The 15,608-nt window shown below is 30.2% G+C and carries 10 protein-coding genes; 3 read left to right on the plus strand and 7 right to left on the minus strand.

Annotated elements, in window-relative coordinates:
* Positions 1 to 1,100 precede the first annotated feature (1,100 nt).
* The 5 genes from M6G78_RS01020 to M6G78_RS01040 all read right to left on the minus strand — a co-directional run bounded on the left by M6G78_RS01020 (position 1,101) and on the right by M6G78_RS01040 (position 8,429).
* Positions 1,101 to 1,352, minus strand: coding sequence for a hypothetical protein (locus tag M6G78_RS01020; RefSeq protein WP_253229349.1), 252 nt, complete (start codon positions 1,350 to 1,352; stop codon positions 1,101 to 1,103).
* Between the two features lie 780 nt (positions 1,353 to 2,132).
* A complete protein-coding gene (locus M6G78_RS01025; RefSeq protein WP_253229350.1) occupies positions 2,133 to 3,437 on the minus strand; it encodes a hypothetical protein in 1,305 nt (434 codons plus the stop codon).
* Between the two features lie 49 nt (positions 3,438 to 3,486).
* Positions 3,487 to 5,610 (minus strand): hypothetical protein, encoded by a 2,124-nt coding sequence (locus M6G78_RS01030; protein WP_253229351.1) that lies wholly within the window; start codon positions 5,608 to 5,610, stop codon positions 3,487 to 3,489.
* A gap of 998 nt (positions 5,611 to 6,608) precedes the next feature.
* On the minus strand, positions 6,609 to 7,097 hold the full coding sequence (locus M6G78_RS01035) for a terminase small subunit (protein ID WP_253229352.1): 489 nt from the start codon (positions 7,095 to 7,097) through the stop codon (positions 6,609 to 6,611).
* A gap of 27 nt (positions 7,098 to 7,124) precedes the next feature.
* Entirely contained in the window at positions 7,125 to 8,429 is a 1,305-nt protein-coding gene (locus tag M6G78_RS01040) for a PD-(D/E)XK nuclease family protein (protein ID WP_256476195.1), read from the minus strand.
* A gap of 252 nt (positions 8,430 to 8,681) precedes the next feature.
* Here M6G78_RS01040 and M6G78_RS01045 point away from each other — a divergent pair, with 252 nt between their 5' ends.
* The gene (locus M6G78_RS01045) at positions 8,682 to 11,015 is read left to right on the plus strand and encodes a hypothetical protein (RefSeq protein WP_253229354.1); all 2,334 of its coding nucleotides are present in this window, start codon (positions 8,682 to 8,684) and stop codon (positions 11,013 to 11,015) included.
* A gap of 50 nt (positions 11,016 to 11,065) precedes the next feature.
* On the opposite strand, the gene M6G78_RS01050 is transcribed toward M6G78_RS01045, so the two are convergent.
* Positions 11,066 to 11,845: a hypothetical protein gene (locus M6G78_RS01050; RefSeq protein WP_253229355.1), complete on the minus strand. Its 780-nt coding sequence runs from the start codon at positions 11,843 to 11,845 to the stop codon at positions 11,066 to 11,068.
* Positions 11,846 to 11,898: 53 nt separating this feature from the next.
* Positions 11,899 to 12,765 carry a hypothetical protein gene (locus M6G78_RS01055; protein WP_253229356.1) on the minus strand — a complete coding sequence of 289 codons (867 nt, stop codon included), beginning with the start codon at positions 12,763 to 12,765 and terminating at the stop codon, positions 11,899 to 11,901.
* 1,246 nt (positions 12,766 to 14,011) lie between these two features.
* Here M6G78_RS01055 and M6G78_RS01060 point away from each other — a divergent pair.
* Together M6G78_RS01060 and M6G78_RS01065 are read left to right on the plus strand one after the other, a co-directional pair.
* On the plus strand, positions 14,012 to 14,851 hold the full coding sequence (locus tag M6G78_RS01060) for a DUF4373 domain-containing protein (protein WP_138269412.1): 840 nt from the start codon (positions 14,012 to 14,014) through the stop codon (positions 14,849 to 14,851).
* A gap of 6 nt (positions 14,852 to 14,857) precedes the next feature.
* Complete coding sequence (locus M6G78_RS01065; protein WP_138269413.1) at positions 14,858 to 15,280, plus strand: DUF1492 domain-containing protein; 423 nt, start codon at positions 14,858 to 14,860, stop codon at positions 15,278 to 15,280.
* Positions 15,281 to 15,608: the final 328 nt, after the last annotated feature.

Below are 15,608 nucleotides of genomic sequence, written 5' to 3' on the forward strand. Positions count from 1 at the left end.
TGTTCTACATTTTATAATGTTTCAAATTCTCACCACACACCCCTTACATAAAATCAATTTAAATCCTAACCTTACATCTAACAACCATGTCCCCCCCTATTTACAACCACCAACTCAATTGGGTTTAGGTCGGGGTAGCATTCCAGCACTAAAAATACGGGTAGTATTTTTAGTAAGCTTCGGAATGCGTTATAAGCCTTCACGGCGTTTGAGTGAAAGCCTTTTTCCCATATTTTTGGGCTTCGGCAAAAATATGGTCGCTCTTTAGAGCGAAACCCTAAAACGCCACGCCTAGTGGCGCCCTTTTATTCGACTTTTTTAGGCGAGTAAAAAAGTCGTGGGGTTCTTAAGGGGTAAAACCCCTTAAATATGGGTTGTTAAGGGAGTATCCCTTAAATATATCCCCCTAACATAGTTAAATTAGTCGGGGTAGCGGTAGTGGTCGTTTCAAAAATCTCGGGTAGAGATTTTGAAAAATCCTTAACCTTACATTTCACGAAAATATCCCCCACCTCACATAAACAGCTCGGGGTAGCGGTAGCTTTTCTGACAGTAAAACTCGGGCAGAGTTTTACGCAGTCATCGAAAAGCGTTATAAGGCACTTCGCCTAGAAGTGTCCTTTTTACCTCTTATTGTGACTGTTTACTGTTTCAAAGAAACAGCTGAGTTTTTATAAAAACTCAGGAAGCTGAAAGCTTTAAACAACATGAGCGATTTTTTAAAAAAATTGCGAATGGACAAGCAAAAAAAGAGTGGGGTTCTTAAGGGGTAAAACCCCTTAAATAAAGGTTGTTAAGGGAGTATCCCTTAAATATATCCCCCTAACATAGTTAAATTAGTCGGGGTGGCGGTAGTGGTCGTTTCAAAAATCTCGGATAGAGATTTTGAAAAATCCTTAACCTTACATTTCACGAAAATATCCCCCACCTCTCATAAACAGCTCGGGGTAGCGGTAGCTTTTCTGACAGTAAAACTCGGGCAGAGTTTTACGCAGTCATCGAAAAGCGTAAAAGGCTCCACGCCTAGTGGCGCCCTTTTATTCGACTTTTTTAGGCGAGTAAAAAAGTCGTGGGGTTCTTAAGGGGCAAAGCCCCTTATATTAAACTTTCTTCTGCCCTCTGCTTGTACCGTCATAATTTTCAATATTGCTAAGTGCAATATTCATTTTGTTTAAAGCTTCTTTTTCTTCCTTTGTCATCTTTACCTTTCCAGTTTTTAAAAAAGGTTTAATACTGTTTTTCTTTTCTTCTTTCTTTTCACTAACACTTTTTAAACCAAGATTATAAGCAAAAAGCACCATAGCCATGCTAATAAATCCGTAAACAATTAAACATATAATAATTAAATTCATTTTCTTCCTCCTTTTTTGTTATGTTTAAAATCTGTTTCAAAATTTTTCTACATACCTTACCTCCTTAAAATAAAATAAAAAAAGAGCAAAAAGCTCTTTGTAAACAAAATTTAAAATGAGTAATAAAAAAGGAGCATAACGCTCCTAAAATTAAAATGTATTATTAAATTTAATTGCAAAATTAAATCATATTTTAGCTTTAAAACTAATATGATAAATCATAAAATATTTACTATTTCATAAATAAACAAAACTCGCATAAATACTTTAGTAGTCATAAGTATCATTTCACAAAATTGTTAAACATAGTAACAATAAAACACTTAAAAAACCATAACCTAACATTTAACTACCATGACCTACAAACTAACATAAAATCCATTCAAACCCTACACTCCCTTTTCATTACTATGTCCCTATCTCATAAAACAAAAAAACAGGTCGGCTCGGGGTAGCTTTTCTGTCCGTAAAATGCGGGTAGCATTTTGCGAGACATCGAAAAGCGTCAAAGGCTCCACGCCCAGTGGTGCCCTTTTATTCGACTTTTTTAGGCGAGTAAAAAAGTCGTGGGGTTTAAGGGGCAATGCCCCTTTGTATTCACGGCGTATGAGTGAAAGAATTTTGTCCAGTATTTTTTTCTTTGGAAAAATACTGGTCGCTCTTTAGAGCGAAACCCTAAAACTCCACGCCCTGTGGCGCCCTTTTATTCGACTTTTTTAGGCGAGTAAAAAAGTCGTGGAGATCTTAAGGGGTAACACCCCTTAAATATGAGGATGCCCCTTATTTATTATTCTCCTCTTCTTCCATCATTTCTTTTACAATATCAGGTCCCTTCTTTTTCTCTGGTGGCTTTTCTCTTTCAAAAATCATATAATCAGCTTCACTTCCAACAGCCTTTTCCAAATTTCCAAAGAAATAACTATAAAAATAATCATCTATGTTAATCTTGTAATGACATTCTCCGTTTTCATCATAATAGGTTTCATAAGTTATTGTCGTTTTTTTCTTTGGGTCTACTCTGGTTTTTGTAGACCTATCTACATAGTTTCTATATAGATTTTCAGTAAATATTTCTCCCTTTTCTCCTTCCGTAAGATATTTTTCTTCACTTTCAATATCGTTTATGGTTTCTTCAAGGGCTCTATTATAAATTTTTTCATAATCAGGGCTGTCAAATATAAGTTTTATTTTTTTCTTATCCCTATCTATTTTCTCTATACTAAAGCCTACACTCCTAAAAGCAACTTCAATATCTTTCTCTTTATCACCCGTAGGATCTGCAAAAGTAGACATAACCTCCCTTGCTTCTTCGTAATCACTAGGCATATCCCCTTTTACTATATCGTTTTTTACATCTTCAATAAGCCCCTTTAATTCTTCATAATATTTAAACTCATCACTTACTATAAGATAATCACATGGATTTTTTTCTATCTCATATACTAGCCCACCTGTCAAAGCACTGTATAAATCCATATTATCCTTTTGCCTTTTAAGATGTACTACGGTCATATTTGCTCCAATACCTCTGCTTGAAGACTTATCTGACATATTTTTATATACTACATTTTCTGTAATTTTATCTTTTTCCATTACATTTCTGTATTCTTCTTTTAAATTTTTATTTAACAAATCATTCTTTTCTTTTTTATTTTTTATGTTTCTTTCTTTTATCTGCTTATCGGTTTTTTCTTTTGCGTTTTTATATACTTTTCCGTAATTGTATGAATAAATTTTTAAAGTAACTTCACCATTTTCAAAATCTTCTCCAGGCTCATGTTCACTAATATCATGTTTATTTAAAGTTGGCTCTACTGTTATGTTTTCATGTCCTATTTCAAGCCAATTTTCACCAAATAATCTCTTTAAAATCTCCCTTGATTCGTTAAGCTCAGGATATTCTATTTCATCTTCAAAATCCCAGTACATTGCCTTTGCATTTACTTTTATACTTTTACAATAACTTGCGTCTATATCTCCTCCAAAAAATAAATCTTCTATTATACTTGGATTATTTATAACTATAAATGCAATTAATAATATAAAAAGCAATTTAAAAGATGTTTTCATTAAAAAATTTTTCATACGTTTCCCCCGATTATTTTATAGATTAATTATATCATAATAATAATAATTATTTTTTATTATCTTTCTCTTCATTTTCTATATATTCATTTACTTTATTATTAGCATTTACAACTGCAGACCATAAAGTATCTTTACCAATATCTATTCCATACTGTTTAAAAATAGATTTTAAATCCATATAATCAACTTGATTTAAATATGTAAATATATTTTCAGAAATTTTATATTTACTCCAGGCTTCCGCAACATCAGGCATCATTCCCAGTGCTAAACTTTTATTCGCATCATAAAAAGCTTTATCTTGTGCTTCTTTTATTGATATATCTAAATCATAATAATCATAATTTAATGATTGGCTATAAGATTTTCCCCAAGCAATATTATAAGATTCAAGCTTTCCAACTAATGGAAAAGGTTTATTAACTACATCTATACCAAAATCTGTCATAGTATCTGCAATTCCTTCAAAAGCATATATAATTATTTTTTGTTCTTCTGTTCCCTCATGTTTTAAACGTTCCAAAGCTGCACTTTGCCCTCTTTTATAAAAGGGATTAAAATTTGTCCCCATAACACTGCCCGTTTGAAATCCTCCTTCAAAATTCCTATATAAAGATTCTTCAAGGGTTGTTTTTATAAGATAACCATTGCCATATTTGGCTATATTTTTAAGTGTCTCATTTTCTACCCTGTCAGATACAACCAAAGACATGGCATAAGGTATCTTCTTTCTCATTAATATATCATATTTACCGCTTCCCATATGATCACTCATTGCAACATAAAGCATTTTTCTTTCTTCTACTGTCATATTATCCAAAAGATATCTATCAACATCTTTTAAAACAGGATTTTTCTTTAATGCTTCTGTGTTATTAAAATCTAAGTTCTCCGCACCTTTGTCTTTAAGCATAATATTTACAACGCCGGGATCTCCATAATCTTCTTTCAATAATTCCTTTGTTTCCTCGCTGACTTTACGACTTATATAATCAGGTACGGCTGTTCTATCCTCTGCATAATATTTTCTTCTGCTGAAATCCCCGTATCTTGGTGCATCTTTTGTATATTCAATAGAATTATGAAGATTTTCTTGAAATGCACTTTTTTGCATATTTGCTTCCGATTGTATCTTCGGCTTTATAACATGTTCATAATACATATTTGTAGAATTTTCTTTTGTAAAATCCCCCGGTCTTCTTGGGGCACTATTAATCTCGGAATAAGTTTTGGTGCTGTTCATAGGCTTTGCATTATTCAAAACAGGAGCAAACTGTTCATGTCTTTTATTTCTATCTTCAATTCTTTTTGTATAATATTCACTACCCGGACCAAATTTATTTCTATAAATATCCGTTGTTATATCAGAAGTATAATTCCCATAAGGTCTTACATTATTATTTTTCTTTTCTTCCGGCTCTCTTATGGTTTTTGGGTCATAAGATTTTATATAAGTTTTATTATTATTTTGATTTATAAAATCCATTCCCAATTTTTTATTTTGAGTATATGTATTGTGATAAGTCATAAAATCCTTATTTACATTTGAATTTTGAGTATAGACTTTGGATTTTAAATTGTTATCCCCTTTATATACTATGCTGTCAGTATTGACTTTTTTGTCATTATTTGTCGAATTATACATATTACCATTTAAACCGCTTTTTGAATATATAGGAGCACTCTTTTGTTTTAATATTTTAGCACTATTTTGTAATCCTTTATTTATATAATTATAACTTTGTTTATAAATATCTGCTACACTTTTATTTATCGCTTCTTTTTGTTTTTGTTCCTTTTGTTCTTTTTGTTTTTGCATATTATAATAATTTTCAAAACCCATTTGGTTAAATGGTTTAATATTATTATCTTTAAATTGAGTAGTTCCATTATTTAAACCACTATTTTTAAAATCAGAATTTGCATAATCTTTCGTATTAATACTCAAACCAGAATTACCATTACTAATATTTATATTATTAAAAGCACTCTTAACTCCTGATTTAATTGCACCTGCAACATTGTTTGCACTTTTATATGCCTTATTATTTACATTCCCATTATTATTTCTTCTTGCCTTTTCAAGGCTTTCTTTATTTATTGTTTTTATAGAATTACTAATTGTTCCAGCCGATTTTTTTAATATTTCATCAATAAATTTATTTCTCATTTTTTCCCTCCATTTTTATCATTTTTAAATTAATTTGATTTCTATATTTCTAAAATAAACTTCATTTTTATGTATCTTTCAAAAATTTCCCCTCCTTTAAATACTTAATATTTTTAAACTTAACATTAAAAAAAGAGCATAACGCTCCTAAAATTTAATATTACTAAATCTAAATAAAAACTTGCTTTCCATTTCATTACTATGTCCAACTCCTTACATAAAACATCTCAGGGCAGCGGTAGCACTCGTTCATGGAAAAATCGGGTAGATTTTTCATGAAATCCGAGTGCGTTATAAGCCTTCACGGCGTATGAGTGAAAGCATTTTATCCAGTATTTTTTGCTTCGGGAAAATACTGGTCGCTCTTTAGAGCGAAACCCTAAAACCCCACGCCTAGTGGCGCCCTTTTATTCGACTTTTTTAGGCGAGTAAAAAAGTCGTGGGGTTCTTAAGGGGTAACACCCCTTTGTATTCACTGCGCTTGAGTGAAAGCATTTTGACTGTTTACTGTTTCAAAGAAACAAATGAGTTTTATTCTTATAAAACTCATTAAGCTGAAAGCTTTAAACAACATGAGCGATTTTTTAAGAAAAAATTGCGAATGACATAATTATTACTTTTTCTTCGGAAAAATACTGGTCGCTCTTTAGAGCGAAACCACATACTCACATTTCATTACTATGTCCCACATCTCACATAAAACAACAAACCTAATTAGGATTAGGTCGGGGTAGCTTTTCTGTCCGTAAAATGCGGGTAGCATTTTGCGAGACATCGAAAAGCGTAAAAGGCCCCACGCCTAGTGGTGTCTTTTTATCCAAATATTTGGACAAGCAAATATTTGGTCGGGTTGTTAAGGGCAGACAGCCCTTAAGTAAGGGGTTTAAGGGGCAACGCCCCTTTGTATTCACGGCGTATGAGTGAAAGCATTTTATCCAGTATTTTTTGCTTCGGAAAAATACTGGTCGTTCTTTAGAGCGAAACCCTAAAATTTAATTTTAATCCGTCAGCGTAACCTTAATAGTCTTATTTACTTCCTTATCCTCTTCATCTTTAAATACTCCGTATCTCTTTCCCAGTAACTCCGCAGCCTTCATGGCATAACTAAGCTTTGTTGGAATTTGAACTACTTTAGGTGTTTCTGTCTTTTCTTTTACCTGTTTAAATTCCCCGGGCTCAACTTCTTTGTAGTCAACTTTTTCCTCTTTGTAAGTCACGACAACATCTTCCATCTCTTCTCTTCTCATAACCGATGTTAAATATTCCATTACTTCCTTTATATCTGCCACATCATCTGACTTTGTCTTATTTAAAACCTTGTTCATATATTCTTTTATAAGGGGGTTTTTAAGGTTTCTCGATGCGATACTCCCTGCACATTCCTTGCTGTAACCTGCCTTTAATGCTGCATTATATCCGTTTAAAGATATTAAATATTCATCGGCAAAAGCCTTTTGCCTTTTTGTAAGTTCCTTTTTCTTCTCCATTTTTTCCTCCTAATATAAAAACAGAGCCTAAAGCTCTGTTTCCTGAATTATTTTATTTATTTCTTCTTTTTTTGACTTTATGTAATTTATAACATAAATCAAAAAGTAAAAATATAATTTATAATTTATCTCTTTGTCTTTTATCTTAAAAGTTACAAGTGTAAGGCGATAATTGTAGGTACTAACTTTTAACTTATCTGCTATTTCCCTTTTCAAATCTACATTTGATAATTCCTTTATATCATTATCCAGTAATTTTATTATTACCTCATCTGATAACTTGTTTTTTTCATTTACTAAAAATTTTATTATGTCTTCCTTTAAAGAATTATTTATTATGTCTATTAAAGATTCAATAACTTTACTATTTTTAATTTTTTTTCTTATATCTTGATATTTTTTATATAAATTTTCACCATTAACGTATTTTGATTCCATTGTTCTCTTTGAAAAATAAGGATAAGTTTCAAAATGTAAAAAAGTTTTGCCTTCTTCTACTTCCAAATGTATGTTAAATTCTAATTTTTTTTCTTCTTTATCTTCATTGCTGCCATTATCACCCTTTTTTTCCAATATTAAATCACTTTTAAATTTTAAATCACGAAGTGAAATCTGACAGAATTTTTTCCCATTGTAATTACCAAAACAGGCATAAATATTTTCATCATTTTGAATAAAAGTTGGATAATATCCGTTTATCATTTTTAGCAAATATTCAATATAATCTTCAAATTTATTTTCATCGAAAGAAATTATTTTTTTATGTTCTTTATCCACTTCTTCTGTATTCTTTTTACTAAATAAATCAAAAAAATCTTCTTCTAAAGGTGAATCATCCATTTTTTTAAGCTGCCAATAATAAACTCTTTTAAATTTTTTATTTGTCAGTTCATAAAATGACTTATCTGCTGTAAGATAAATATAATATTTATGCTCATAATCACCATAATTTTTATCTATTAAATCTACATATCTGTCTGTCTGCTTGTTTCCCTCTAAGGAATAGACTTTGTTTTCAATGCAGTAAACAGCATATTTACTTCCATCTTTTTTATTTACCGTTATAAATATATCTACCCTATTTTGTTTATTTTTTTTACCTTTATCATCTATTTTATCACTAAAATCATATTCGGTTTTTACCACTATCCCCTCTAAATCCAATTCTTCATTACCCGCTATTTCTTCATAATCTTCATAAGCCTCTTTTGCAATCATATCAAGAAAACGTATATCTTTTTTTATACAGTTTGCAAAAAATCGACTCATAACGATCTCCTTACTTTCGACCCCCAAAATTTTAAATATGTTAGTTTCTAAATTTCTTATCATCACACATTACCTCACTTATTCATTTACTATAATACCATATTAAAAGTATATTTACGTACCAACATACTCCCAAATTTATATTCTAAATTTAACATATTTTTAAAAACCTATCTACGATTTTTTCTTTATTATTTTTGAGGTAAGGAAATATTTCCCAATTATAAATCTAATGCTTATTACCATAATAAAATTTGTTGTTTATTTTAAAATACTAACTTATAATTTAATTAACGATAAAATGAGGAGAAAAAAATGAATACTTTAATAACAAAGCAAAACAACGATTTTATAATGCCTTTTTCATATGAAATTGTTATTCCTGAAAAAGAAAATGATTTTAACTATGAATATAGCATTCAAGATGAAACAAATCCAAATTTTAATGAAAATTTTAATTTAAAAGACAAAACCGAAAATGATTATATTGATAGTGAATTTTTAGAATATATAGATAACCTTACCAAAACAGATTATATACTATCTGCCGCAAGTGGTCTTTTTTCAGGTGGAATAAGTGCCTTTATTTGTAAAGAACTTTCTTTAGATAATGCTCAAACTATGGGAAAAGAAAAAGCAATAGATATCGTTATTAAAATAGCTAAGTTTAATGGCTTTAAAGGTGATAAAGATGATATCGCCGGAGCAATAAGAACTTTAGAAAAAGCTTATCCATTTGCATCTGACAGCCATACTAATATATACGGTGGAGGCAGACAACATCACTTAAGAGATTTTACGCACCACCCTACAATTACCGGACTTATTTTCTCAATTATTGAGCAGTTTTTTTTATACAGCTTTGGAACCTATAAAGACGGTAATTTAATTTTTAACAAAATTACAAACACCAAATATATTGGTAAAAATATATATGAAAAAATATACTATGCAACTATAAAATGGGCATTCCATTTAATAAGTGATATGGCAGGCTCAAAGAATACACCGGGAGAAGGTACAGGAATTCCGGGACCGATTTTATCTTTTCTAAAAGAAGTATCAACTCTGCCTTTAATACATGAAATAAAAATTAAATATAAAGACGATGAAATAGAATTTTCAAAATTTATATCTAAATTATTTAATGGAACATATTTTGAACATAAATCTAAAGACGATATAATTAAATTTGACCTTAGAACTGAAATGGGAATTGCTTTTCAAATATCAAATCAAGCCATACCGGTAATTATTAATGAATGTATAGTAAGAGGATTTTATTTTATAAAAAGACTTTACATACAAATTAAAATAAACAATATTAAATCACTAAAAGATTTAAAAAAATTAGACCCTAAAACTTTTCTGCCTATAAACAACAGAAACTTAACACATATGATTACTATTTCCTCTGGTGTTTTCTTTACGGTTTCAACTGCAACAGCTGCAGTAAAAGCAGCATATAAAGGAAAAAACAATTTTACAAGACATTTCCTTTTAAATATAAATTATGTTGGAGTAGGACGTTTTACTTTTGCACTTCTTAGTGAAGGAATATATATATTAAAAGATCTAAAAGAAACATACAAAATATATAAACAAAGACAAGATGTACTTTTAAAAGAAACGTTTGATTTTAAAATATATGATTACTTTTCATTAAATGAAAAACAAATGCAAATACTCTTTTCTCTAAAAAAACAAAAAGTTCAATATGATATAAATACAACAAAAGATGATGTAGAAAGAAAAATAAAACAAAAATGGCTTCAACTATGGGAAAAAGATATTAATGAAAATTATAAAAATGAATTAGTTTTACTAAACAAAGACGAAACTTATAATCAAATATCAAATGAAGTTGGAAAAAGTATTGATATTGGCTGGCTTTATCTTATTACAATGGAATTATCTTTGTTTATTCCTTATTATCCAATAAAATCAAAAGAAGAAAAATGGAATAAAGTAATAAAATATAAAAGTAATTTTGAAGAAGAAGAATTTTGCAAATGTCAAATGATTATATCTTATGAAGATTACAAAGCAATATTAAAAGAATATAATAAAAATATTGGAAAGTTAGATAATAAAACAAAAAAAATAATCACAGGAGCAGGTATAACAGCAGTACTAGGAATAGCAACAGGAGGAGTTATTTATTACTTTTCACCTCAAATTGCAGTTTTAATAGCTGGATCATCTTTTGCTAATTTATCTGGAGCAGCATTAACAAATGCAAGTTTGGCATTTATCGGTGGTGGTTCTCTTGCCGCAGGAGGTTTAGGAATGGCAGGAGGAACGACAATACTTACAGGAGGCGGTGTATTTATAGGTTCGTTAAGTGGAGGAATAACTACATTTTCTACATTAAACTCAATTTCCTCAAAAGATTTGGTATTAAGCGAATGTGCAAAATTTTTAACTTATTGCAGTCTAATCTTAGTAAAAAAACAAAATAACATCGCTATGGTAAAAAATATACAAAAAAGTATTCAAGATAGTATAAATGAATTATCTAATCAACTAAAAATTAATGAACTAATATATAAGGATGAAACAATAATACACCAAAGTAAAAAGCAAAAAATGTATATAAAATATTTTGATAGATGCAATAAAATTCTATTAAATACTTTGAAAGATTGATATAAAGAAAGCCCTAAGAATATTCTTAAGGCTTTCTATTTATAAAATACTTATTTTTTCTTTTTCATATAAATTATACTTCCACCAATAACGACAACACATACAATAAGTATTACTACCCACATCACCATATTTGAACTATCTCCAGTCCCAGGAGTATTCACATTTGAAGCATTTTGAGAAGAATCATCTGAAGTTCCTTCATCTGGATTCGGGTTATAATTTGGATCAACTGCCCCGCACACACTGCATTTTCCGTCAACATAGTTGTGCGCTGTTTTTTCTATAACACTGCCCTTTTTAACAACTTCTTTACATACACTGCATACTTCATCTCCGGTGTATCCTTCAGCAGTACATGTAGCTTCTTTTTTGTTTTCTAAAGTAAGAGTATGTTTTTCATCTGTGCTATAAGAACAATTCTTACATGACAATTTATGATATGTATTATCAACATAAACAGCTTCTAAATCATGACTTACACCAAAAGAATCACAATCCCATGTTATAAAATCACCACCAGCTTGTTCTACCCAAGCATTCATAGCTCCTACAAGGGAATCATAAGTCTTACCATCTATTGTAACAGGTGTTTCAAGTTTTCCGTCAATAACTTTGCTTGAATTAGCGATAGTTCCGGGATAAGGACCTTGTCCACCTACAATATCCAATTTATCAGAATAACAATATTGTTTTGTCCCCCCATTTTCATATCCAATTAATCCACCTGAATAATCATGTTTATCTTGAGCGGCTTCTTCCATAAATGTAATATTACTTGAATAACAGTTATTTATAACTGAATTAAATTCATTTATATAACCGATCATACCGCCTCTATATTTCCAATCATTAGTGTTTGCAGACAAGGTAATGTTTGAAACTATAATATTGCTGATTCATATCCAATTAATCCACCTGAATAATCATGTTTATCTTGAGCGGCTTCTTCCATAAATGTAATATTACTTGAATAACAGTTATTTATAACTGAATTAAATTCATTTATATAACCGATCATACCGCCTCTATATTTCCAATCATTAGTGTTTGCAGACAAGGTAATGTTTGAAACTATAATATTGCTGATATTAGAATTATATGATAATGATGTACTACTATATAAACTACCACATAATCCTCCAACAAATACAGAACTACTTCCATTTCCTTTAATAATAGAATTATCTACTGTTATATTTGAAACTTCACTTCCTGCAAAAAATCCTGCAACTGTTCCGACACATATAGAATCAGAAGAATTTCCTATTTCAACATTACTATTTTCAAACTTTAGATTTTTTACACATCCTTTTAACACACCACCAAAAAATCCAAAAGCACTATCATTATCACTAACATTTTCAATATTTATATTCATATTACTTATAGTGTGATTATCACCATTAAAACTTCCTTTAAATACTTTTGTATTAGAATCTATATAGCTTTCAGTATAATGTCCGATAGGATCCCAGTTATGTCCGGATAAGTCAATATCATTTTTAAGTGTTATTGTCCATCCTTCATATGTATTACCATTATTTACTTCATACGCTAAAAGTCCAAGTTCTTTGGCACTTGTAATTTCTATTGTCTTAGCATCCTCATCTTTACTTGTATAAGCAGACGCACGAATACTATCATCACTCCAGTTTAAATCATCAGCCTTAACAAAAGAACTGTTTAAATTTAGTCCACCTAAAACAATAAGGCATGAAACCAATACCGCAAAAATCTTCTTAACCAAAACCTCTTCCTCCAACTAAATTTATAAAATTATTTAATTAAAATATTTTGAAATTCAATGCATTGTTATTTTATCAAAAAACACATTATTTTTTCAAGATTTTTTATAATTTCAATTAAATATTTTACATTCTTCATTATATAAGTTTGATTAGATATTTTTATTGTTTAAAAATCGTGTATTTCTTAGTAATTATGTTTTATGTTCTTACATAAATATCATAAAAACATAACCCCATATTTCACTTCTATGTTTATCTATCTTACAAAAAAACATTAAAACACTAATTTTATATTTAATTACAATGTTCCTATTCCTTACATGAAATAATTAAAACAATAACCCCATATTTCACTTCTATGTTCCACTATCTTACATAAAATCATTAAAAAACTACTACTACATTTCACAACCATGTCCCGCCCCACTACACAAAACCAAATAATTAGTTAGGCTCGTGGTAGCTTTTCCGCCAGTAAAACTCGGGTAGAGTTTTACGTAGGCGTCAAAAGCGTTAAGGCACTTCGCCCAGTGATGTCTTTTTATCCAAATATTTTAACAAAACTTGATTAGTTCTTTAAGAAAAAAATTGAATATTCCCCACCTAACAGGAAATCACAAACTAAATAGGTTTAAGGAGGCGGTAGTGGTCGTTTCAAAAATCTCGGGTAGAGATTTTTAGAAAATCCGACCACGTTATAAGCCTTCACGGCGATTGAGTGAAAGCGTTTTTTTCCATATTTTTGGGCTTTGGCAAAAATATGGTCGGGTTGTTAAGGGCAGACAGCCCTTAAAAATAGGGTTTAAGGGGTTCCCTCCTTTAATGTCGAGTTATTAAGATAGAATCTCTTAAGTTTCCACCACATTACATAAAAACACGAAAAACTATCCCTACATTTCACAACAATGACTCCCTACCTTACATAAACATCATTAAAATACTATCTCACATTAAACTACCATATCCCACCCCACTACATAAAACCAAATAATTAGCTCGGGGTGGCGGTAGCTTTTCTGTCCGTATAAAATGCGGGTAGCATTTTGCGAGACATCGAAAAGCGTTTAAGGCACTTCGCCTAGAAGTGTCCTTTTTGCCTCTTTTTTTGGACAAGCAAAAAAAGAGTGGGGTGTTAGGGGCAAAGCCCCTTAAATTAATTTTAAAAAATTTGAAAAAAGCCGTTAATTTTTTTTGCGTAAAACATTGTAAAATATAGTTAAAGAAAAAATTTAAAGGAGTTGGGATATGGAAGGTGTAAATTATTTTCCGTTGGATGTGCATTTAGAAGACAAAGTAAATTTAATTGAAGCAGAATTTGGACTTACGGGTTTTGCCGTTTTAATAAAACTCTATCAAAAGATTTACGGCGGAAGTGGTTATTTTACCCTTTGGGATAATGAAGTGGAAATGCTTTTTTCTTCTAAAATAAACATTGATATAAAAAGGCTTAAAAGGATAGTTGAAAAGTGCATCGAAAGGGATATTTTCTCAAAAGATATGTACGATAATTTTTCTATTCTTACATCCAAAGGAATTCAAAAGAGATTTTTTACTATTACAAAAAGGCGCAAAGAAAGCGATGTTAAATGGGATTATATCCTGCTTAACAAAAAAGAAATAAAAGAGCTTAATCTAAAAAAACTTATGGAGCCCGATAAAAAAATTGCATGCAAAAATGACAAAAATGCTAACAAAAAGGATAAAAATGTATGCAACAATGAGGAAAATGCATGCAAAAATGAACAAAGTAAAGTAAAGGAAAGTAAAGTAAATAAAAGTAAAGAAAGTAAAGTAAAGGAAGAAAAGAAAAAATACGGTGATTACGGCAATGTTCTTTTAACAGATAATGAGTATAACGCATTAAGAATGAATGTTAATGATTATAAAAATAAAATAAAAGACCTTGATTATTATATAGGAAGTACCGGAAGAGAGTATAAAAGCCATTATATGACCATACTTTCATGGTCAAGGCGGGATAAATTCAAAAACATAAACAAATCATCTAAAATCGAGATTGAGGCCGATAGAGAATATGAAACTTACAGTGATGAATTAATAAAAGAAATGATGATGGGAGATTGATAAATTATGTTTGATTTTAAAAATGTTGAAGGGCTGTTATATGCTTATCCGATAATAAAAAAAAGCATTGACATAGACAGAGAAACACTAAGGATGTTAGAAGATTATGAAGCAGATATTCAAGCCGTTAAGTATGATGGAGTTAAGGTAGATAAAAGTGATATAAGCAATAATACTCAAAGAGAAGCTCTTGATTTAATAAGTGACAAGGCTTACTTAAATAAAAAAATAAAGAAAAACTCTCTTAAAGCTAAGAGAGTTGAAATGGCTCTTGAAGTGTTAAAGGAAGCGGAAAGGGATATAGTTGTAAAGAAATATTTTGACAGGTATTTGGATTATGAGATTTATGATGATTTATGTATTTCAAAGTCTACATATTACCGAATGAAAAATAATGCCGTTAAAAAGATTGGTGATGTTTTATACTAAGGACAAAGGGGCTTTGCCCCTTAAACCCCTTACTTAAGGGCTGTCTGCCCTTAACAACCCGTATTTAAGGGGTGTTACCCCTTAAGAACCCCACGACTTTTTTACTCGCCTAAAAAACTCGAATAAAAGGGCGCCACTGGGCGTGGAGCCTTAACGCTTTTGACGCCTACGTAAAACTCTACCCGAGTTTTACTGGCGAAAAAGCTACCCTAAGCCTGCCTAATTATTTGGTTTTATATAACAATGTGGGACATGGTAGTTTAATGTTAGATAGTATTTTAATTATGTTTATGTAAGGTAGTGGAACATCCTAATTATTTTATTTAAA

It is taken from the genome of Anaerofustis sp. NSJ-163, assembly GCF_024135845.1.
Taxonomy (GTDB): Bacteria; Bacillota; Clostridia; order Eubacteriales; family Anaerofustaceae; genus Anaerofustis; species Anaerofustis butyriciformans.